Raw genomic sequence first — 20938 nt, 5'->3', positions numbered from 1 at the left:
GAACCGGCAGAAAGTTGAGATGTGTCGATGGCGCAAGAATTCGATCTGGTTATAAAGGCTCTGGCCGAAAGATACCCGGCCCACTTCGTTCAACTGGTGCGCGGAGTACCCGCCGATAAAGTGGAACGCCTGGAAAAAGAAGCTGTTGCCGTTAAGCGGGAATCGGACATACTTTTTAAAGTTACCGAAGACGGCTACGAATACCTGATGGTCCTTGAGGCCCAGACGCACATTGACCGGGATATGCCCCGGCGGTTGCTGGAGTACACGGCGCTACAGCACCGGAAATTCAGGAAACCGGTTTATCCGGTGGTGCTCAACCTGACCGGCCGGCCGCAAGCGGACACCTACGGTTTTGACTGTTTGGATCTTACCGTGGTGGCGTTCAGCTACCGGTTGATCAATCTGGCGGACCTGCCCGGGGAAGAAATTTTAAAGCACGGTCCGGTGGGTATTATTCCACTGGTTCCGTTGATGCGCAACCGGTTGACGGATGAGGAAGTGCTTGCAGAATGTACCCGACGCATAGAAGAAGCGCCTGTCGAGTGGCAACCGGACTTATACCTTGGCCTGGCAGTATTTTCATCGCTCCGCTTCACCAGGGAGATTATCTTGAAAGTAATCGAGGTGGCTAAGATGGAAACCTCCCCGTTGTTTGATGGTATTCGGGAAAAATGGGTTGATCAAGGCAAAGAGCAAGGAATACAGCAAGGAATACAGCAAGGAATACAGCAAGGAATACAGGATGCTATACTTGACGCGCTGGAAGAAAACCTGGGCAGTTACCCTGAAAAAATAGCTAAAGGTGTACGGGGAATCAAAGACGTAAATGAATTGAAAATTCTTCTTCGGCGGGCTGTGAAAGCCAAAACCATAGACGAGTTTATGACGGCTCTGCATCAAGAGACGGCAAAGCTGAAAAATTGACGATGAGCATAACCGGGGGCAACCCGGTTTTTTTATGAGATTTTCAGATTGGGGTGGTATAATGCTTCCCGGATATGTGAGCCGTCGAATCCTGATGTTGATGGAGCAGTACGGCCCGGAAACAGTGATGAAGGCGGCTGAGATTGCCGCCGGTGAGTGGCGCAAGGAACCAGGTGATCAGCTGACAGCGGCAATAGAGAAGGCTGAATGCGCACTGAAAAAGGTGCGCCTGGCCGGGAAAGACGAGAAGTTACTCATGTCCGCGGTGGATGAGCTGGACCGGGCGGCGTATGCACTCCGCTGTGTAGCCTGTGCAACCAGGCGGAAGGAAGTGGTGTAAATGCTCTGGCGCACGCACTTCCTGGCCGGGGCCGCCGCCGGGCTGCTCCTGGCCGGCCATGCCGACATCAAGACGGCGGCCATGACCGCCGGCGTGGCTGGCCTGGCCGCCCTGCTGCCGGATTTAGACAGCCCGCAGTCAAAGGTTGGCCGCATGGTGCCGGTGATTTCCTGGGCGATCAAGAAAGCGGTAGGACACCGGGGGCCGCTGCACAGCCTGGCGGGGGCGGTTGTCGCGGGCCTGCTGGCCTTTGCCGGCCTGAAAATGTCCGGCCTGCATTACGGCCTGGCCGTTCCCCTGGCGGCCGCCGCCGGGTATGTGTCACACCTGGTGATGGACAGCTTCAACCCGCAGGGCGTACCGTGGTTATGGCCTTTGGAAGCGCACTTCGGTTTGCCGCTGGTCCGCACGGGCGGGCTGCTGGAGCACCTGGCAGTGACGCCAGCCATGCTGGTCTTATGTGGGTGGTTGATCTGGAAAACAACGGTGTAAAAAGAAGGTGATCACACTTTGGACTTGAATGACTGCACTCAGTGCCGCTGGCAGCAGTATTGCTACAATAACCCTGAAACGTGGGACTTAACGCCGGAGGTATACGAAGAATTCATGCGGAAAAAGAACCAGTGCGATGCGGAATTGCTGTCCTCATGTTTCCTGCCGGTGGAAAATGAGCTGGAAGCCAGTGCAAACGAAGAGATAACGGAAATCATCAAAAAATACAGCGGTTAAAAATCTGCTGGCCCGTTCGCGGCTGCAAAGAGACGGCGGGCCAGCTTCTTCGCACCTCCTTCTCTTCCTCCTCCTTCGTAGGCCCGGCGTTATGCCGGGCCTTTTTATGTCGATGAGCGGTTTTACCACTATGAATGGAGGAGGGATATAAATATGACCAACGTCAAAAATGGCCTGAAAAATCAAGAGGGGGTGAATGGATGATGAACAGGTTGCTTATGCGCATAACGCTTTTACTATCTTCGTTTTTAATTGGCATCGCTCCGACATACGCCGCAGATAGTAGCATAGACTTCATGCACGGTGCAAACAACATAATCACTTTGATAAAAATGCTGCTTATCGCGGCGGCTTTCATAGCCTTTATCGTCGAGATATTCCACAAACGGAACCTGTTGTACCTTGTTGCCGTGATACTTCTGGCGGCACTGCTCATGCACGTTGCCGCGCCGGAGAAAATGGATGCCCTGGGCCGCGGTATACTCCAGTTCATCGGAGGCGGGGCGGGCACAACATCGGGTGCCCCTGGCGTAAGTGGCGGCGTGACGGCCAACCCCGGGGGAGGCGCATAAAAGGTGAGAAAAATCTTATCCCTGTTCTTTACAGTCATGCTCCTGTTGCTCTTTGTTCCATTTGAGGCCAGTGCCGATAATACCGATGATTACAGCATGTACTACGGACATGCCCATATGTTCGGTAAGATAATCTCAATCAATACCAGTGAGAACACCGCGATCGTTTATGGAAGTGTTGCGGTACAATTGCCGGATTATTCCTGGAAAACAATCCAGTCCAAAAAGTTTGAGCAGGTGATTCCAGAGAATGACCAGGCTGCCGAAACACTGACGGGCAACGTGGGCAAGGTGGTCGTTCTCAAAGGCCAGCTGGACACCTGGCAGGGGCAGCAGGAAGAATACTTTGCCGCAGACATAGTGGAACCACAAAACTACACAATAAATATGCCTCCCTGGTACGCCTTCGGGAAAGCCATCAGTTCAACAATGATATACAAATTCAACCTGGCCAAAGTAACCGATTTCGTGGATGTTCTGGCGGGATTGGCCAATGCCGAAGGAATAAGCGGTGGTCATCAAAAGCCAGTCATGGCAGCAGTGAGAAATGAATTCGAGAAACACTTTAACCTGAAATGGTGCGTAACTAAAAACCAGGACGCCGCAAACGATATGAACAATGGCGTGGGGGGCTGGCAGGTATATGAAGGTTACCTGGGCGATAACTGCTACATTGCAGGCGCCCCGGTGATCAGGAAAAACATTGACAGGTTCATGGACGCCGTAAAAGAGGGGGGAACAACTCCTGAAAAATCCGGTCCTGCGGTAATGTGCGCTTATGTCAATGTAATCCGTGACCAAAATGGGAAAATCGAGCAGGTAACAGCCTCCGGCGCTCTTTATGATACCGTGCCCAATCTCATTACTGCCTTTAAAAACCCCAAAAACCTTAACCTGGAGACCTGGAAGCTAAACGGCTGGGATGAGCAAACAGCCAATGAGATGGACGGCAAACTGTGCTGGCTGTCGGGCAATCGCGTGCTGGTGTATGACAAAACCGGTCACCTGGTAGATCAGTATTTCGCCCTGCATAACTTCCTTACCCGCGACCAGTTCAACAATACACTGAACCAGAGCCGGGATCTCATTGGAGAAGGGGGCCTGTAATGAACCGGAGACTTTTCTTTCGCTGGCTGGCGGCCAGCCTGCTGTGGCTCCTGATACTTATTGTTGTGGTCATATCCGTCCGGAGCGTGAACATAGTGACCAGGGCCTCACGGGTGGCCGCTGACGCCATGACCGTGACGCATCAGAAAACCCTAAACGGGGTCCGGGATATTGCCCGGGCCTTCGCCGTTGAATGGGCCACCTGGAGCGGCAATCCGGACGATTACAACCGGCGGTTGGGTGTGTTTTTAAAGGACACGACAGCAGTACACCTGCCGGATGCCGTGCAGGAAGTTACGTCGTCCGCAGTATCAACGGCAGATGCGGTAGATAAGACGAAATATCGTGTCAGGGTACTGCTCCATGTGCGGCGTCTGGTTCCGGTATCCTCTGATAGCAACATACCGGCCGCCCTTGTTCCGGTAACCATGGGCGACCTGCAGCGCCTGCACATTAACACCAACGGCACCGGGCAGCAGAAACTTCAGGCATGGCAGGATATGCTGCTGTGCGTGGAAATACCGGTCCAAGTAGTGGACGGTAATCCGGCTGTCATTGGTCTACCGGTGATTGTCGCCCCTGAGGAAACGAAGGGCGATATAACCGGAAACAATTTTAGCCTGTCCGCCCCGCCCGACTTCAAGACTTTCATCGACCAGTTCATGAGCATGTATTACTCCGGCCAGCCCCTGACCAACTTCATCGCACCGGGCGTAAAAGTTAACCCGGTCAGTGGTTGGAAGCTGGTATCGGTGAATGACGTCGTGGTAAACAGCGAGACAAAGCCAACCGCGGCTCGCGTACAGGTAACCGTATCCGCTCCGGGCGCCGGCAACGTATCCCAGACAGTGTACTTGAAAGTGCGGGCGGACCGGGGGAGTTACCTGGTGGAAAGCCTGGGGGCCGGATATTAGCGCCGGTGAAAGGAGGTGAGGCTAAAATGCGGATACCGGAAAAAATAAGGCAGGGAACGGCAAGGGTGCTGCCCGTAACCGTGCTGGCGGCCACCTGGCTGGCTCTGACACCCGGGGTGGCTGCGGCATATGACTTTAAAGCCGGGACACAAAGCATTTTGACGCTGGTTAAAACGGTGATCATTATCGCTGTGCTGGTCGCCGGGGTGATGGAATTTCTCAAACACCAGGTAACCAAAACCATCGCCATCGTCGTTGTCGGGGCCATACTCATTTTTCTGGCCAGCCCGGATGCCATGCAAAGCGTGGGTAACGCCATCATGAGTCTTTTCGGCGGCAGTTCAGGCCCATAACGAACACTTACCCGGACGGTTTTCCGTCCGGGCATTTTTTTTGGGAGGTGATGCCATGGCAGACGAAAGGCATTTTAACAGTTACAGGAGTCTATTTAAAATCCAGTTTAAGATTTATGAAATCGGTGGGAAAACACTACCCCGGCCGATACCCCTGGAAGGGCTAATCATCGGTCTAGTTGTATACTTCCCGTTTTTACCTATCGGTCGTTTAGTGTTCCCGTCACATCCCTGGCTGGCTACACTGGCAATGGCCACCGGTGTCGCCTGGGCCGCCCTGCAGTTGGACCCCCAGGGGAAATTCGCTCCAACGTTCATCAAGGACCTGCTGCTGTACCTGGTCAGGCCGAAAACCACCAACCTGGCCGGCCGGGCAATACAAAACTTTCACCGTTACAGGGTGGACTGGAGCATACCGGAGGTGATCGAAGATTAATTTCCCGCTTGTGGCCTTTAAGAACAACATTGTTTTTAATTACAAAAACGAAGCCTATGCAATTTACCGCCTGCCCGGCAGGCCATATAACCACCTGCCTTTAGCGGAGCGACGGATGGTGATCAGGCAGTTCGAGCAGCTTTTCTGGGGCTTGGAAGGCAAAGGGCAGATACTCTTGTTGTCCGAAGAAATGCGGACATTAGAAGAAGACTATCTTGCCGCCGCCGGTGCGGCACCGTCGGAAGAAGCCTACCGCCACGCCAGTGCCGTCCGCCGGGCACTGGCCGCCGGCGCGAGGAACCGCCGGCGCTACCTGGTCTTGCAACTAAAATTGAAGCCCGAAGATGACTGGGGCGCAATGATGCGTGATTACCTGTACGAAATGCGCGATACAATCATGAATGCCTTTCTTCGCACCGACCGGTGGGTATTGACAAAGCAACGCCTGGAAAACGCAATGGAAGCGGAGGACGAATTATTCAAGCGTATCAGACACGCTGTAGCCGGCCGGGCGGATTTTTCCGACCTGGACTTCATTATCCGGCGCAATACCAGGCGGGTGGGCGTTCTGCCCCCGCCCCTGCCTTCCCGGGACGGGGGTAAATTCACTCCGGCCATCATTGCGGCATTCTCCGACGGCTGTATGATCCATGAGCACCCGTCACACATAACGATTACGGCGGGAACAGACGAAGTACATCACCAGGCGTTCATAACCTTTCCTGATATGCCGAAGGAACTGCCCGAAGTGGGGGCGGAATGGCTGGCCTCATTGGACGCAGGTGAATTTGCCGTGGACGCCGCCGTACACTTTGAAATCATCAGGCCCTACAAAGCACGTAAAAAAGCGGCCGATATGCGCAAATACCTGCGCGGCCAGATCAAGGAGGCGGCAGAAGGCGGAGAAGAAGCCTCCACGGATGAGGAATACGCATATGTGGAGGGCCGGTACCTGGAAGGAAAACTGGCTGCCGGCCAACCGCTGGCCGCCATATCGGCAGTCCTGGCTGTAGGAGCGAAGGAATTGAAGGACGTCCGGGCGGCCTCCAGGCGTCTGGCGGAACGCTATGCTTCTTCCGGGTACAGGGCGGTAAAGCCGATAGGCGATCAACTCAAGTGTCTGTATTCTTTCATCCCCGGTTCCGACCCGGCCGCGGCCATGATCAACTGTGATCCCGGCTTTATCGCCGCGGCCGGGCCGACCATATCCCTGGACATGGGGGACGGCTGCGGGTTTTTCATCGCGTGGTCCGGAGCCGCGCCGGTATTCTGGCAGCCGGGATTTGCCGCCAAGAAACTCAATCGCTCCAACGCCATGTTCATAAGCGGCGCTTTGGGCGGCGGCAAAAGCCTGCTGGTAAAACTTTTACTCTACCTGGCCTATCTGGCCGGTGCGTACCTGTTTATCGTAGATCCCAAGAACGAGTACGATGTTTTAGACCGGCTTTTCCCGGTGAAGAAAATTGACCTCTGCCCTGGCGGCAACGCGCAAATGAACCCGTTTATGCTTTCCAAAGAACCCAGGCGCGCAATCAGTATCGCCCTGGACTATCTTTCTGTGGCACTTAACCTGCGGGATGATAACGACGCCCGCCGGGTGGCCGTAGCCCAGGCCGTGGAAGCAGTCGGCAACATGCCGCCGGAGAAACGAAACATGCAGTCCTGTCTCGATGAACTGCATCGCCTGGCCGCCAGCGGAACACATGAAATAATCAGCCAGGAAGCCAAACAGTGTGCTTTACTCCTGGAAAGTCTGAAAAACAGCGCAATGGGTCACCTGGTCTTCGGCACGGGCAGCGTGGATGACATTGCCCGGGCCACCGTAATAAATGTGCAGGGTCTACCCTTACCGCGGACAGCGGCAAATCTAAACGCCGGGCGTATTACGGAAAGCGAACGCCAGGGCCTGGCGCTGTTGTTCCTGGCGGCCACTATGGCCCGGGAAGTGGCATTTTCACTGCCAAAGGACGTTATCAAAGTAGAGGCGTTTGACGAGTCCTGGATGCTTTTAAACATCTCCGAAGGCCGCCGGGTAATTGACGAATTGATCCGTATGGCCGCCCGTACTTACGGCGCCGCGCCCATCCTGATTACCCAGAACACCACTGACGTGGCGGACCTGCACTCACTGCGGAACAATATCAACTATGTGTTCTGTTTCCGAGCCCAGGACAAAGGAGAAATCGCCGCCAACATTGATCTTCTGGGTGCCGATCCGGAAGAGGACGGTGGCGGGGGCAAGGGCGTGGGCTCGCTGTTTCCGGCATTGACCAGCGGCTGGTGTGTCATGCGAGATGCATATGGCCGCATCGGGCAGGTGTACATTGATCCCCGTCCGGAATACCTGCTTCAGCTATTCGATACATCACCCGGCAAAATGGAGGGGAAAAAGTGAAAAAAACAACTCTTGCATTAATGGTTTTAGTGATAGTTTTAATGTTTTGCCTGGCCGCCTGTGGAAATAGCAAACCTGCTGAACCGGTTCATACCCCTGGCAAGGACTTCGTCGCCTTCTGGAATGCCATGGTAAACAACAATTACTCAGAAGCCGCCCAGTACATTGAGATGTCCCAGCAGGGCCAGATCAAGATGATGTATGGCAGCGTCGCCGGTTATTTAGCTAAACAAAATGCCGGTAGTGTCAACGATAGCAATGAAGACAACCAGATCAGGATACTGTCGGAAGATATTAAGGGGACAAATGCAAATGTTATTTTTGAGATAAAAATAAAAGGTAAGTGGTATAAGGCTTCAATCCCTATGGTTAGGGAAGATGGGATATGGAGAATCACTCTTACTGACAACGGTGATTTACCGATAGAGCCGGCAAAGTGAAAGGGGGCACCTGATTGATTAAAAAAACAATCACGATAATACTCATTTCAGTCATATGTTTTTCTTTTGCCCTGCCCGCCTTTGCCATGATCGGTGGGGCGGACGCCGGAGAGTATAACCTGGCGGGTGATATTGATGCTGAAAAGGCGCAGGAAGGGCTTCTTTTTGAACTGATCAGCATCGGTACCGCCGGATCGGCCGGTCTGGTGGCGGGCGGGCCTTTCGGTGCTCTGGTGGCCTCTACCGGCGCGGCTGGTCTGGCCCAGATATACAAAAACGCCACCTGGGAAAACTGGCCGATGGACCGCTGGACATTTGATCACGCACCAGTTGAAGGCGGTTGGGATTTGTCCAAAATGGCCCAAAACGGGGTTTATCAGGTGGAGGATTTCGTGGCCAACCTGCTATTTAGCGCCACAAAAATGTTGACCAGGGTATCAATTAACATTTGCGTGCTTGCCTTCCATACCGACATTGTGTCCGGCATGGTCGGTTGGGTTTCGGATGGGATTAAGAATATTTTTACCCCCAATGGCGACCTTACCCAATTGTTGATGTCCTGGGGCATAATTTTCTTGCTAGTATACGCCGTTTTCTGGTTTATACGCCGCGAGATCACTTCCATAATCAGCGCTCTTTTAGTAGCTGCAGTTGCCGTTGGCGGCATGTTTTTTTTCGCCACTAACGCCCAGCCGCTCATCAGTAGTTTTGCCCGGGCCACCGACTCGGTTACCGGCGTATTCCTGGGTGCAGTGGGGGGCTATTTGGGTAACAGCATCTCAGGACAAAACGTCAACGCCGACCCTATGGACAAGGGACTAATTGTTGCTGGTCAGGCGGCATGGAACGCTATCGTGGCCGAACCATGGGCGGCGGCCATGTTTGGAACTACCCAGGAGGATAACTTAAAACTGACCGCAGATGAATATAACCTGCTGGCCGGACACAAAGACGAGTTTCCCGACCCGGCCAAGTTACAGAGCATGACCATAGACAATATCTACCTGGCCACCACCGGTCCGGCCAGGAATACCGTGGTTGATGTTCTGTCACGGCCGACACCGCCGCAGAATCACCTGCAAAAAGGTTTAGACTCGCTGACGGGTAATCAGCCCGCGCCGGTAGATCACGGCAATCATCCAGGCACGACGGTAGGCATGGCGGCCGGCTCTACACTAAACCACATCGTAGTAGCTGCTTTAACCTTGATTCCAGCCATTGCCTTCGCTTTTCTCGCCGTTTCCATCGGGTTATCCATACTGGTCTGCCAGATCATGCTGGCGGCCATGCTTCTGGTTCTGCCGGTATTTCTGTTTGCCCTAATATGGCCCGTTCACGGATGGAACCTCACCGCGAGATACTTCAAGCACCTGGCCAGTTTCTTTATGGTCAAGCTGGTTTATGGACTATACCTGTCACTTGTTTTGAGTATTGGTACAGCCTTTACGCTGGCAATCATGAAATGAGGGGATATATTGATTGGACTGGCGCTGATTGTCCTGGCCGCCATATTCGGCGGCGCGGCGCTTTTCAGGAAACATGTACTGGAGATGATAACGAATGCTTTAACCAGCGGTATAACAAAAAACACCAGCTTAAATGGGATTCAGGGAATAATGGACAAGCTGAAGATGGTGCGTAGTATTGGAATAGCGGATACCGTTATGGATTGGATGGATTTACGGCGCAAAGAGCCGCCAATAGACAAAACGCCGCGGCCCATCCGACCTGATGGCGGTGCTCGGGTGGATTCTGAGCGGTTTCCGGAGGTACTGGACCCGGAAGCAGAAGAAGCGTGGGAAGGCCAGCCGCCTAAAAACTGGCCGCACGGGGAGATACCTGGCCGGACGATCTATGATGTGGATGACTATAAAGCAAACGATGTCTGGGAGGGCCAGCCCCCGCAGTCCGGGATACCGCAGGAATTGACGGCAGGTAAAAATACGGGAATAACCCTGAATACCGCCCGGGCAACCCCGCCCGGTGTAACGGGCATGAAAACGGCCGGCACAGCGGCGGGTGCCGGTACAGCAGCGAAAGCCGCCGCAACAACCGGAGCGGGTATCGTGGCCGGCCCGGTTGGCGATGTAGCGGCCGCAGGAGCGGCAGGGGCAAAGAAAGCCGAGGAATTCGCAAAGGGCGAAGCAAAAGCGGTAACCGGATCGCATTCAGAGGATAAAACCGTTAAAAGTCTAATTGCAGGAACAAAGAATGATGCACCGGTTATCCCATCCGAAATGACAAACATGACAGCGAAAACAGCCTCCACGATTGGAAGTGGTGTTGTGTCTGGTTCAGCGGGCGTTGCGGCAAAGGCCGTAACCGGCTCAGCTGATGGTACTAAAGGCCTGGTTAACAGCGATAAGCATATGGATAAAAAAGCAGCGGCAGAAGTAAAAAATGCCATGCAGGCGGCACCACCCGAAGTGGTCGGCGCAAAAAGTATAACCAAAACCGGAGCCAATGCCGTAACCAATCCGTCCGGCGTCGCAACAGCCGGGGAATTTACGGGCGTAAGGAAACTTACGGGTGGTGAAGCCGGAAATCGGCCTGCCGAGAGTACCACGCAGGCGGCCGTAAAAGTTGCCCCACAAAAACCGGAAACCCCGCCAATTAATCATCAACAAGTTAATCAAAGTACCGAGGCTGTAGCAAAGACGAATACCGGGAAAACCAGCCAGCAGGTTATAAGGCAAAAACCGGAAGCAAATGAATCACCTGCGGTAAATACCGGCAAAAATGTTTCCACCCCACAGCCGGAAAAAACACCGGTTGTTCCACCGGTTAAGCCGTCGATTCCAGATCAACAACAACCACTTCCACCAACCCAAAGCAATTAGAGATCCCCGTCCGGGATCTCTTTTGTTGTGAGGTGATCCTTTTGGATATAGCATTAGCTGGTAAGGCGGTTAAACTTCTGGGGGGCGGCAGAAAGAGCATAAATACCGCCCTAATCATATTTATTTTTTTAATTCCCCTCTTTTTTATTTTTATCTTTATCCTGGCAGCAATAATGTTTTCCGGAATGCTTGGCATATCGACCGGATTTAATTCTGGTGCCGCGACCAACATCGCCAAAAACGAGATCCCGGCCAACTTATTGCCGGTATTCGTCAGTGCCCAGCAAAAATACGGGGTGTCCTGGGCCGTGCTGGCGGCCATTGCGAAAGTCGAAACAGACTTCGGACAGAATATGTTCACATCCAGTGCAGGCGCAGTGGGATTTATGCAGATTCTCCCATCCACCTGGGAGTCATATAAACAGGACGGCAACGGTGACGGGATTTATGATCCATACAATCCCTGGGACGCCATATATACCGCAGCCAACTATTTGAAAGCGTGTGGTTTTGAAACCGATCCCTCAAAGGCCATTTGGGATTATAACCATGCCTGGTGGTATGTACGAGAAGTGATGTCCATTGCCACATCTTATTCCTCCGACATGCTGCCCACTGGAAACGGTGTATGGCCTCTGCCGGGGCATACCGCCCTATCCTCCGGTTATGGTTACCGCTACCTGGATGGCAAAGGCGAGTTTCACGCCGGGATAGACATTCCCGCGCCCAAAGGTACTCCGGTGGTATCGGCCATTTCTGGAAAAGTAATCATGGCCCACTATAATGACGGCTTTGGAATCTGCGTGGAAGTGGAAAGTGATTCCTGTATGACTTTATACGGGCACCTTTCCGGTGTCGCGGTGTACGAGGGTGAAACCGTGAGTGCCGGCCAAACCATCGGCTACGTCGGGAGCACCGGTTATTCTACCGGTAACCACCTGCACTTTGGGGTTTACGTCAACGGCCAGCCATGCAATCCTCTGGAGTGGCTCAAAGTGCCGTCAGGAAACTATTAGGTGGGGAAGAAGGTGACAATTTGCTTATAGGCGTAATGGGTGCCGTCTCAGGTGTGGGAACGACCACGGTAGCGGCCAATCTGGCGGTTGTTCTCGCCCACGGAGGCTATAGAGTTCTGGTGGCTGAATTATTCGGCGGCACCGATATATTGTCTGCCCTTGGTCTGGCCGAGAAGGCTAAAGAAGGGGTGTATGCCGACATCAGTGGATGGGAGGGTGAACAACTGCTCTCCACCAGTTACGGGTTAACCGTTTTGCCCGGCTCGGAGCGGGAAAAACAAGTTGATATAGAAAAGGCGGCTTCCTTCATAGGCGGCTTTACGTCCACATTTGAAGTTGTTGTTTTGGATCTGGGCCATCTTCGGAAGCCCGGTATTTCCGGTATAGCAAAAACTATCAGTTTAGAAAAAGTTATCCTGGTAACCGAACCCTCTCAAAGATGCATGATTAAACGTGAATTAATCCCGGATAATTTTATCCTTGTGGTAAATAGGAAGGGTGTTTATCACCCCCGCGATATGGCGCGTTTTTACGGAGTGGACAGTTGGTTTGAAATACCCGACGATCCAAAAGCGGTTAAAAAATCGGTTACTCACCGGGAACCGCTTGTATCGTGTGGGAAGAAGATCGAAGCCGGGATGAAAAAAATAGTCCTGGCTGTTTTGGGCGAAACCGTGCCTCAAGGCAGGGTGGAGCATATCATCAGCCGATTTAAACGGGGCACGCTGGCGTCAACGGAAGAAATGTCGGAAACGGAAAGTGTTTCAGGGGCTGAAACTGAAACTATTAAGACCACCAATGCTGATTTTCCCATTCCCGATGACTTTCCGGTATACGGTCCCGGGGGATGCCGAACCATCGACGAACTGATTGCGGCGAATCCCACCGCCGCCATTGTCCCCGCCGACATCCCGGATTTAACCGGCGCAATAAAAGCCTTGCGCCGGGACTTCCGGCTTGCCGCCGTGCCCATCATCGTTCAGGGGAGGTGCGACACCGGATGCTGCTACCAAGTAGGCGCGGACGAATGCGTGGACGTCCTGGATGCCGCCGCCGTCGAACGCGTCCGCGCCCGGGCGGCAAAGATGCGGGAGATGTGGGACAAAGCGGCCAGGGACAATCTCACCGGGCTTTATAACCGGGAATTTCTGCTGCAATACCTGGCGTTTCAGGAGCGGCGCTACCGGGAAACCGGGGTGCCGTTCTCCTTACTTATGGCCGATTTGGATCACTTCAAGCGGGTGAACGACACCCACGGCCACGACGCCGGGGATGCCGTGTTGAAGCAGTTCGCCGGTTTCCTGGCCGGCGGCGTACGGCAGGTTGACCTGGCCGCCCGGTACGGCGGAGAAGAGTTCATCGTCGTATTTCCCAGTCTGGAGGACGCCCGGGAAATCGCTGAGCGCCTGTGCCGGGGATGGGCCGGACACCGGATAAAGCTGCCGGCAGGGCAGGGGATCAGCTCCACCTTTTCCGGCGGCCTGGCCGTGATGGGCCGGGACGCCGAAAATGCGGGGGAGTTGATCAAGGCGGCGGACCAGGCCATGTACCGGGCCAAAGGGGCCGGCCGGAACCGGGTGGTGGCGGTGGGGGTGGAAGAACCCCCGGTGCAGCAACTACTGAGGCAAGAGCAGCCGGCCGCCAGTAAGCAGAAACCCCAAAATAAGCCTAAAGAGGCACCGCCCCGTTCGATTGAAACCAAGCGGGTACCTAAAGTAGTTACGGTATGGTCCCCTTTACCTACGGGCAAGACTTTCGTGGCCGCCAATTTTGCCGCCGTGTTGACCTGGAAGGGCTATTCCGTCATCCTGGTTACTTCACATAACGAGATCATATGGTACAAAGCAAAGCCAGTGCCTTTAGATCGGGCGCTCAACAATCCTGCCCAGGCATGGAAGCTGGGCGGACAATGTGAGGAAGTCACCGGGGTGATGCTAATATCCGGCAACATCGAATCAACCGAAGACCTGATAAAACTGCCCTGTGATGTAATAATCGTTGACGGTAACCTCAACATGGCTGATCCAGATCTCATGCTGGAGGTGATCAATTCAGGGAGCAAGGGGAATATAAAACCACTGGAGAGAAGGAATGCGATTACCGTGCTCAACCGGACAAATGGGCCGGCTGGGGACGGGGACTTAATAGCCATCCCTGAGCGGCCAGTCGAGGCCGCCCGGGGAATGAAACGGGGCATTCCCCCGGTCATATATTCTAAAGACCTTGCCGAAGTCTTTATAAAGCTCGAAATAGCCGCTGGACTTTAACGAAAGCCGGCGGTTGTTTTTTGTGTGGCATTTTAAGAAAGGAAGGTGAGCAAATATAAAAATCTACGTTTTTGGAAGCCAAAAGCTCCTTAAACAATGCCGTGAGACATTCGGTGGCATTGAGGAACAGGGGACCCCCGCTCCGGCAGATGTGGTAATCACTGATGCCCCTTTGGAAACCGCGCGGGAATACCTGCCCGCCCGCGTTTTTCTGATCGGCGCCCCGTCCCTGGCCCTCTGGCGCGCCGCCACCGGAACCGGCGTAGCGGTGGTCAATAGCCCGGCGGCGGCAGCCGTCAAACTGGGCATCCAGGTAAGGACAAAAGCCACGGTGCCGCAAACGGGCGATGCTGTTCAGTCCGTTTGGACGAAAACAGTCACCGTAGGAAAAGAAACGCCTGAAAGGAAGCAGCAACCGGACACCACCACTTCATCTAAGACCAATAAGACCCAGGGGTACGCGAACAACCTGCCCGCCCCGGCAAAACGGGCGACAATCATCGCCCTGTACAGCCTTAAAGGAGGCGTGGGAAAAACCACTCTATCCATGAACCTGGCGGCCGTCCTGCGGCGTCAGGGTTACGCTGTTTGCCTGGTGGATCTGGATGTAAAAGCGGGATGCACTACAGATTACCTGTTTCCCAACTCGCGTCCGGTGGTGGATATGATTTTGTGGGATGATTTTCCCCGGGGGAAAACTCATGACCGGGTGACGGTGGAAAGTTTCCTGGCTACCGGTCCGGCGGGCATGTTCGTACTGCCTTCCCCGGAGGCCTCCTACCAGGCCGGTGCAATCACGAACCGCCTTACGGAAACAGTGTTGGATGTCCTGTCTTACCATTTTGATTTCATTGTGGTGGACATGGCCGGGGGCGCGCTGGAACACCGTGAAAGGAAAGCTCTATCCATGGCCGACGTGGTATTCCTGCTGGCCACACCTGATGAGATGTCCATATCCGGGGCCGTACGCACCATGGATCAGGTGATCGGCCCGGGCAAACCGGTAGACCCTTTACGGGTTCGGTTCGTCGTCAACCGGGACCGGCCCCGCGCCCCGCGCCGGCCGGAGGAAGTAGCCAAAAAGGTTGGTTTGGAGCTTGGCTTCGTCATCCCGGATGACAGCCCGGCCATCGAAGAAGCCGCCCAAAACCATACCCTGCCCGTGCTCCTTAAAAAAGAATCTCTTTTTAAGGAATCCATCGAAAACATGGCTCTACTTTTAGTGCCCGGGTTCGGTACCGTCATACGCACTAAAGAAGGGTTTTTGTCCCGGCTGCGGGGATTCTTCGCAAAACTGTTCAGGAAAGGGGAGAAGCGCTCTGAAAAAAGTCTTGCTCATGCTGGATAACAGTCCAGCCCAAAACTGGCTCAAGCGGAACCTGAAGGACGCGGAGGTGACCACCGGCAACATCGACCCCGCCAACCCGCCGGATGTAGTGGTCATCAGCCGGGTAACCCCGGCGACGGTAAAAGACGCCCTGGAAGCCACCGGTTGGGCGGCTCCGGTGCTGGTGGTGCTGGGAGAAGAAAACGAAAGCGCCGAAGAGGTGCGCCGTGAACTGGTCGCCCTGGGCCTGCTCGGGGAATGGCTCTTAACCTGCCCGCCCGGGGAAACCATCCGGGCCTCGCGGTTGCTGGAAGCGATCAGGGAGGCAATGGATAGCGAAATGAACCTTGACCCCCCGGTATGGTCGCCGTCCGGTCCGCAGGAAGAATCTAATCAACTACCCGTGTACAGGCCCAAAGCAGGCATGGGTAAAACTACACTTTCAGTTAACCCGGCAGTGAGTGAACAGCCTGAAATTAACGAGACGGTATCGGATATACCGGCACAAACAACATGGGAACCGGGAGAAACTTCACCGGAACCAATACCGCCGTCCGTGATTACTAACTACGGTTTGGAGTCGCATGACTACTCTGGTGGTCGTCTGATTACCGTAACGAGTTGCAAGCGTGGGTGCGGCACAACCACCATCGGCACATCCCTTGCCGCCCACGCGGCGGAAGCAGGCCTGAAAACGGCTTTAGTCGATCTGGGCAGTCCGCCATGCGCCGGCTTTCACCTGGGGGTGCCTGACGCGGCCGGTATGGCTCCTCCCGCAGTGTATGACACCCGCTGGGGGACGCTGGTGGTGCCGGACGGTGAAGAAGCTTTGCCGGAAATTCTGCAAGAATTGTGCGGCCAGCATGATGTGATCATACTAAACGCGCCCAATATCCGCGATCTGTCTTCAGTAAGCAGGTGCGGCGGTAAAATGGCTGTGATCATGGACCGTGATGTGCAGACGGTTGAACTTATCGCAAGATGCATTGACAGCCTGACTGAAGGATATATCCCGGTAGTAAACCGCAGCAACTCCTTCGGCGTCCCGGTAACGGCCATTGGCCGGATACTGGGCAAAGAACCGCTGGTAGTGGAACACGACCTGGAAAGCTGCTGGGCCGCCCTGGCCGTCGGCGAACCGGCCGTAAGCCGCAGCGCCGTTGTAGCCGTGGGAATCGGCAAACTGGCCGCCGCCCTGGGGCTTATGGAAGGTGGTGGCGGCGATGTTTAAAAACTACCGCCTTATGCTCATCTTCGCCCTGGTCTTCGGCGCCCTGGCCGTGGCCGGAAGTATATATACCGTGCAAAACAAAATTGGAGCCGTTCCGGTGGTCGTCGCATACCAGAATCTTGACGATCAAAAAGTGATCACCCCGGGGGATATAAGGGTCGAACCAATACCGAGGGCGGCCCTGTACCCGGATGCTCTCACATCCCCGAACCAGGCCGTGGGTTGGGTGGCCCGGGGTTACATTCCGGCGGGCACCGTATTGCGTGCCAGTATGCTGCTACCGCCTGATAAAGCCGGCTTGAGCGGCAAACTGGTCCGTTACCCCGGCCAGGAAGGCGTAGCGCTTCAGGCAGGACTGGAAACCGATGTCGCCGGGTCCGTCCGCCCGGGCGATATGGTGGAAGTGACTGCCCGGTACAAGGACGGCCAGGCGGAAAGGTTATTCAACGCGGTACCGGTGTTGCAGGCGAGTGACAAGGGCCTTGTGTTGGCTTTGACTTCCGATGAAAACATCCAGTACCAGAAGGCACTCAGCAAGGGGGCGGCAATCGTATGCGCCCTGCTGCCGAAAAAGTGATGGGAGATGGTAACTTTTGAGCGTTACCGTAGTAGGCGATAGGGAATTCGTGGACATCTTTTTATCCGGCTGGCCGCCCGGTGCTCCCCCGGTAGTGCGGGTGGCCGCCGACATAAGCAGCGCCGTGGAAACGCTGGCGGAAGGCGAAGGTGCCGTAGTGGTCGGTTTCCCCGACGCGGCCGGTCTGGAATTTGCCCTGGAGATGGCGGACCTGTACCGTCATCGCCGTTTTTTCCTCGCCGTGGAACCAGAGGCGCTTTCAGACGTCAGCCTGTGGCGGCGGGCTACCGGGAAAGGCATGATGCTGGTTAGCGCAAGCAATGCGGCCGAAGAGGTGGCGGCCGCATTGCCCGGGGCCGGCGCACCCCGGCGGGAACCCGAACCGGCCGAAGTCATTGCCCGGGTGGGAAAAGAAATGGCTTCCTCAGACAACCGGGTGAAAAGAGCAAACAAGTTAAGTATAGCCTGCTGGAGCACCCGGGGCGGGGTGGGCAAAACCGCTTTGGCGGTCAATCTGGCCGTGTCGCTGGCCCTGTGGGGTCAGAATGTAAGCCCCGTATATAAGGTTTGCCTGGTGGACGGTGACGCGGAAGGCGGCAACCTGCGTTTGTGGCTCGGCTGCCCGGAACCGCGGGTCACCCTGCCCGCCTGGCTGGACCTGGATGAAGATGGTAAGGTTGTTTGGAACACGGTGCAGGAATATCTCATGTGTCACAGTGAAAGTGGCTTGTACTACCTGCCCCGTTCCTCCCGGGCGAGCGATGCGGCTTTTGTCACACCCGAATTGATGGAAAAAACGTACCGCGTACTGACCAGGCATTTTGACGCGGTGATCTATGACCTGGACCCTTCCGTCCGGAAAAGCAGTTTGGATATTCTCTCACGGGTTGGGACGATCCTGGTCGTCTCCCGGCCGGACCTGCCTACGGTGGAAAGTATCGGCGATGACATAAGGGACTTGGCTCCGGAACACGGTCTGGACCTGTCGAAGATGCGGCTGGTCATCAACCGCCTATCCAAAACGTCCGAGTTTAAATCCGATAAGGTAGCGCAAAGGGTGCACGTACCCTTAATTGTGCCCCCCTTACCGGAAGATCACCGGGTGGAGCAGGCGGTGAACCACGGCCGCCCGCCGGCTTTGGTTTACCCCGATAGCGATTTTTCCCGGGCGGTCACCGGTATCGCCCGCAACCTTGTCGGGCAGGAAATATGGAGCAAAAACGAGTTGAGAATGGGCTGGTTTAAGCGCCTGGCCTGCCTGTTTAAAGGGAGGGCGGCTATGTGAGCGTGTCACTGAAAAACAAAAGTGACTATCTGGACAGGATTACCATTGAGACGGTCAAACTGAACCTGGTACGCTATACCGCCATCCAGCGCATCAGGAAAGAAAAGCGGGAGGCCCTGCGCAACCCGGCCGGCCAGGAAGAATACCTGCAGCGCGTATTCCGTGAAGAATTGGAAAGAGCCAAACTGAACCTTGGCTTGACCGAGTTGCGCTATTTGGCCCGCAGCCTGGCCTTGGACGTGTTGGGCTTCGGGCCTTTATACGACCCCCTGCGGGAAAAGCGCATCACGGAAATCCAGGTTTACGCGCCGGATGTGGTCAAGGTGGAAATAGACGGAGATTTCCAATTAACCGATTCCATCAGGTTCCGTGACAGTGATCACCTGCTGGACATCCTGCGCGGCCTGGTGGCCGTGGCCAGCGCCCGGCTGGACGAAACCAGCCCCATTGTTGACTGCAAGCTGCCGGACGGCTCCCGGTTGAACGCCAGCATTTCGCCGGTTGAGGTAAACGGCGTTTTCCTGGGCATACGCAAATTCCCGGAATTCATCACCCTGCATGAACTGGTCCGCCGGGGGTGCCTGACTGACGGGGCGGCGGAAATGTTGAAGTTTTTCATCGACATCGGCTTGACCGTGATCATCGTGGGTGACGTGGGGGTGGGCAAAACCACCTTCATGAACGCACTGGCGGATTTGATCGCCCCGGATAAAGGTATCAGCTCGGCCGAAGAAGTAGCGGAACTGCAGTTTCACCGGCGCGACATCCGCCGCCTGGAGGCGAAGCCGCCGAACATCGAGGGCCAGGGGGCAATACCGCTGTCCGAATTGGTGCGTGCACTGGTGCGCCACCAGCACGATTGGGACATCATTGGGGAGTGCCGGGGCGCGGAAGGTTTTTACGTCCTGGTGGCCATGACCGCCGGCCACAGCGTGATGACCACCTTTCACGCCACCTCGCCGCAGGATGCGGTTTCGCTCCGCCTGCCCATGCTGGTCGGGCAGTCGGAGGAAGGCCGGGCATACCGGGATATTATCCCGTCTATGATTGCTTCCAACATCGACGTAGTGGTGCAGTTGGCGAAAATAAACCGGTTGCGCCGGGTGGTCGAGATCGCGGCGGTGGTGTCCGAATCCGGCCGGCCGGTGACACTTCCCTTTTTCCAGTTGAATGAAAACGCGGAATTAGTGCGCGTCGCCGGGGAGGCGATGCATGCCCTGAAAGCCAAGCGCCCTTACCGTTTTTGGAAGAAGGTGGCGTCCTGATGATCATTCCCGCTCTGCTGGCGTTTATATCCGTGTTCTGCCTGGTCGTCGGGATCTGGTCATGGCGGAACAGCAACCCCATTGCCGAACGCATCCAGCGCATGAAAGCGGAAAGTGAAAGTGAAGCGAATCAAAAAGAAAACCGCCCTTCTTTCTGGAGCCAGATCTGGCGGTTGGAAGAATACGGCGGTGACGAAAAAACGGCCCTGGAAGGCGCCGTATTTTTTACCGTCGCCGCCGGCGCCTTAATATTGCTGCTTACCGCCTCCCCCGCCCTATGTCTTGTTGCGGCGGCCGCGGCTTTCTTCTTTTCCCCCCGTCTTTACGGGGTGTATATGCAAAAACGCCGTCAGTCCGCTTTCGCCGAAGAACTCGGCCCCGGCGTGGTGGCCGTGGTCAGGGGCCTGCGCGGCGGCGCTTCCCTGACCGGCTCCTTCGGCTATGCGGCCGCCCAGGCCGGCGAACCGGTGGCGGAAGAATTCGGCCGGGTGGTTGATGAAGCTAAAGGCGGCAGCATTGAAAAGGCCGTGGAGAACATGGCCCGGCGGATAAACATTCCCGAGGCGTGGATGCTTGCCGACGCCGTGCGCCAACTTTCCCGCACCGGCGGGGCGCAGGGCAGCATTGACCTCTTGGAAGCCTGCGAGGAAGAAATCCGGCGCCGGCGCAGCAAAATGAACCGCATGCGGGCCAAAACAACCGGCATCAGGGTAGAGGGAGCCGTGGCCAGCATGGTGCCGGTGGCCATGTTCGCCTGGTTCACCTTCGGCGGCGGGGACCGTGTGATGCTGGAAACGTCCCGGGGCCACAGGATGCTGGCGTTGGCTGTAGCCATTCAGATTGCGTGCTGGATAGCGATTTACGTCATTTTACGAAAGGTGGGGAACGAAGATTGAGCCGCTGGACATTTTCGACCG

Annotated in this window: 21 protein-coding genes; all 21 read left to right on the top strand. The window is 55.4% G+C overall.

Annotation, left to right across the window (positions count from 1 at the left end; genetic code table 11):
- Positions 1 to 27: 27 nt before the first annotated feature.
- Positions 28 to 927, top strand: coding sequence for an RpnC/YadD family protein (locus tag A6M21_RS07080; RefSeq protein ID WP_066667400.1), 900 nt, complete (start codon positions 28 to 30; stop codon positions 925 to 927).
- A 61-nt stretch (positions 928 to 988) separates the two neighbouring features.
- On the top strand, positions 989 to 1267 hold the full coding sequence (locus tag A6M21_RS07075; protein ID WP_151191835.1) for a hypothetical protein: 279 nt from the start codon (positions 989 to 991) through the stop codon (positions 1265 to 1267).
- Positions 1268 to 1759 (top strand): metal-dependent hydrolase, encoded by a 492-nt coding sequence (locus A6M21_RS07070; protein ID WP_066667396.1) that lies wholly within the window; start codon positions 1268 to 1270, stop codon positions 1757 to 1759.
- An 18-nt stretch (positions 1760 to 1777) separates the two neighbouring features.
- On the top strand, positions 1778 to 1996 hold the full coding sequence (locus A6M21_RS07065; RefSeq protein WP_066667394.1) for a hypothetical protein: 219 nt from the start codon (positions 1778 to 1780) through the stop codon (positions 1994 to 1996).
- 200 nt (positions 1997 to 2196) lie between these two features.
- Positions 2197 to 2568: a hypothetical protein gene (locus A6M21_RS07060; protein WP_066667392.1), complete on the top strand. Its 372-nt coding sequence runs from the start codon at positions 2197 to 2199 to the stop codon at positions 2566 to 2568.
- A 3-nt stretch (positions 2569 to 2571) separates the two neighbouring features.
- Positions 2572 to 3675, top strand: a complete 1104-nt coding sequence (locus A6M21_RS07055) for a hypothetical protein (protein WP_066667391.1) — start codon at positions 2572 to 2574, stop codon at positions 3673 to 3675.
- Complete coding sequence (locus A6M21_RS07050; protein WP_066667389.1) at positions 3675 to 4589, top strand: conjugal transfer protein; 915 nt, start codon at positions 3675 to 3677, stop codon at positions 4587 to 4589. Before A6M21_RS07055 ends, A6M21_RS07050 begins: the two co-directional genes overlap by 1 nt.
- 26 nt (positions 4590 to 4615) lie before the next feature.
- On the top strand, positions 4616 to 4942 hold the full coding sequence (locus A6M21_RS07045) for a TcpD family membrane protein (protein WP_066667387.1): 327 nt from the start codon (positions 4616 to 4618) through the stop codon (positions 4940 to 4942).
- Between the two features lie 55 nt (positions 4943 to 4997).
- The gene (locus A6M21_RS07040) at positions 4998 to 5378 is read left to right on the top strand and encodes a conjugal transfer protein (protein ID WP_066667385.1); all 381 of its coding nucleotides are present in this window, start codon (positions 4998 to 5000) and stop codon (positions 5376 to 5378) included.
- 115 nt (positions 5379 to 5493) lie between these two features.
- Positions 5494 to 7773, top strand: a complete 2280-nt coding sequence (locus A6M21_RS07035) for an ATP-binding protein (RefSeq protein ID WP_242868792.1) — start codon at positions 5494 to 5496, stop codon at positions 7771 to 7773.
- Positions 7770 to 8213 (top strand): outer membrane protein assembly factor BamD, encoded by a 444-nt coding sequence (locus A6M21_RS07030; protein ID WP_066667381.1) that lies wholly within the window; start codon positions 7770 to 7772, stop codon positions 8211 to 8213. Before A6M21_RS07035 ends, A6M21_RS07030 begins: the two co-directional genes overlap by 4 nt.
- Positions 8214 to 8227: 14 nt before the next feature.
- A complete protein-coding gene (locus tag A6M21_RS07025) occupies positions 8228 to 9679 on the top strand; it encodes a type IV secretion system protein (protein ID WP_066667379.1) in 1452 nt (483 codons plus the stop codon).
- Positions 9680 to 9688: 9 nt separating this feature from the next.
- Entirely contained in the window at positions 9689 to 11053 is a 1365-nt protein-coding gene (locus A6M21_RS07020) for a hypothetical protein (protein ID WP_066667377.1), read from the top strand.
- A 185-nt stretch (positions 11054 to 11238) separates the two neighbouring features.
- A complete protein-coding gene (locus A6M21_RS07015; RefSeq protein WP_242868791.1) occupies positions 11239 to 12069 on the top strand; it encodes a peptidoglycan DD-metalloendopeptidase family protein in 831 nt (276 codons plus the stop codon).
- Between the two features lie 20 nt (positions 12070 to 12089).
- Positions 12090 to 14336, top strand: a complete 2247-nt coding sequence (locus tag A6M21_RS07010; protein ID WP_161486023.1) for a diguanylate cyclase — start codon at positions 12090 to 12092, stop codon at positions 14334 to 14336.
- 151 nt (positions 14337 to 14487) lie between these two features.
- The gene (locus A6M21_RS07005; protein WP_066667371.1) at positions 14488 to 15684 is read left to right on the top strand and encodes a CpaE/TadZ family protein; all 1197 of its coding nucleotides are present in this window, start codon (positions 14488 to 14490) and stop codon (positions 15682 to 15684) included.
- A complete protein-coding gene (locus tag A6M21_RS07000) occupies positions 15674 to 16894 on the top strand; it encodes a CpaE/TadZ family protein (RefSeq protein WP_066667368.1) in 1221 nt (406 codons plus the stop codon). Before A6M21_RS07005 ends, A6M21_RS07000 begins: the two co-directional genes overlap by 11 nt.
- Positions 16887 to 17471, top strand: a complete 585-nt coding sequence (locus A6M21_RS06995) for an SAF domain-containing protein (protein ID WP_066667362.1) — start codon at positions 16887 to 16889, stop codon at positions 17469 to 17471. The genes A6M21_RS07000 and A6M21_RS06995 overlap by 8 nt, the downstream gene beginning before the upstream one ends.
- A 16-nt stretch (positions 17472 to 17487) precedes the next feature.
- Positions 17488 to 18756, top strand: coding sequence for a CpaE/TadZ family protein (locus tag A6M21_RS06990; RefSeq protein WP_151191834.1), 1269 nt, complete (start codon positions 17488 to 17490; stop codon positions 18754 to 18756).
- A complete protein-coding gene (locus tag A6M21_RS06985) occupies positions 18753 to 20021 on the top strand; it encodes a TadA family conjugal transfer-associated ATPase (RefSeq protein ID WP_066667357.1) in 1269 nt (422 codons plus the stop codon). Before A6M21_RS06990 ends, A6M21_RS06985 begins: the two co-directional genes overlap by 4 nt.
- Positions 20021 to 20917, top strand: a complete 897-nt coding sequence (locus tag A6M21_RS06980; RefSeq protein ID WP_066667351.1) for a type II secretion system F family protein — start codon at positions 20021 to 20023, stop codon at positions 20915 to 20917. The genes A6M21_RS06985 and A6M21_RS06980 overlap by 1 nt, the downstream gene beginning before the upstream one ends.
- The last annotated feature ends 21 nt before the right edge of the window (positions 20918 to 20938 follow it).

The sequence above is a fragment of the Desulfotomaculum copahuensis genome, from assembly GCF_001655685.1.
Classification (GTDB): domain Bacteria; phylum Bacillota; class Desulfotomaculia; order Desulfotomaculales; family Desulfovirgulaceae; genus Desulfotomaculum_G; species Desulfotomaculum_G copahuensis.
Note: the sequence above shows the minus strand (reverse complement) of the source record. Positions and strands in the feature narration are given on the sequence as shown.

What these genes read in the sequence shown, in the direction of transcription:
- A6M21_RS07080 (WP_066667400.1), top strand. Translation starts at nt 28, where the DNA reads ATGGCGCAAGAATTCGATCTGGTTATAAAGGCTCTGGCCGAAAGATAC.
- A6M21_RS07075 (WP_151191835.1), top strand. Translation starts at nt 989, where the DNA reads ATGCTTCCCGGATATGTGAGCCGTCGAATCCTGATGTTGATGGAGCAG.
- A6M21_RS07070 (WP_066667396.1), top strand. Translation starts at nt 1,268, where the DNA reads ATGCTCTGGCGCACGCACTTCCTGGCCGGGGCCGCCGCCGGGCTGCTC.
- A6M21_RS07060 (WP_066667392.1), top strand. Translation starts at nt 2,197, where the DNA reads ATGATGAACAGGTTGCTTATGCGCATAACGCTTTTACTATCTTCGTTT.
- A6M21_RS07050 (WP_066667389.1), top strand. Translation starts at nt 3,675, where the DNA reads ATGAACCGGAGACTTTTCTTTCGCTGGCTGGCGGCCAGCCTGCTGTGG.
- A6M21_RS07045 (WP_066667387.1), top strand. Translation starts at nt 4,616, where the DNA reads ATGCGGATACCGGAAAAAATAAGGCAGGGAACGGCAAGGGTGCTGCCC.
- A6M21_RS07040 (WP_066667385.1), top strand. Translation starts at nt 4,998, where the DNA reads ATGGCAGACGAAAGGCATTTTAACAGTTACAGGAGTCTATTTAAAATC.
- A6M21_RS07035 (WP_242868792.1), top strand. Translation starts at nt 5,494, where the DNA reads ATGGTGATCAGGCAGTTCGAGCAGCTTTTCTGGGGCTTGGAAGGCAAA.
- A6M21_RS07015 (WP_242868791.1), top strand. Translation starts at nt 11,239, where the DNA reads ATGCTTGGCATATCGACCGGATTTAATTCTGGTGCCGCGACCAACATC.
- A6M21_RS07000 (WP_066667368.1), top strand. Translation starts at nt 15,674, where the DNA reads ATGCTGGATAACAGTCCAGCCCAAAACTGGCTCAAGCGGAACCTGAAG.
- A6M21_RS06995 (WP_066667362.1), top strand. Translation starts at nt 16,887, where the DNA reads ATGTTTAAAAACTACCGCCTTATGCTCATCTTCGCCCTGGTCTTCGGC.
- A6M21_RS06980 (WP_066667351.1), top strand. Translation starts at nt 20,021, where the DNA reads ATGATCATTCCCGCTCTGCTGGCGTTTATATCCGTGTTCTGCCTGGTC.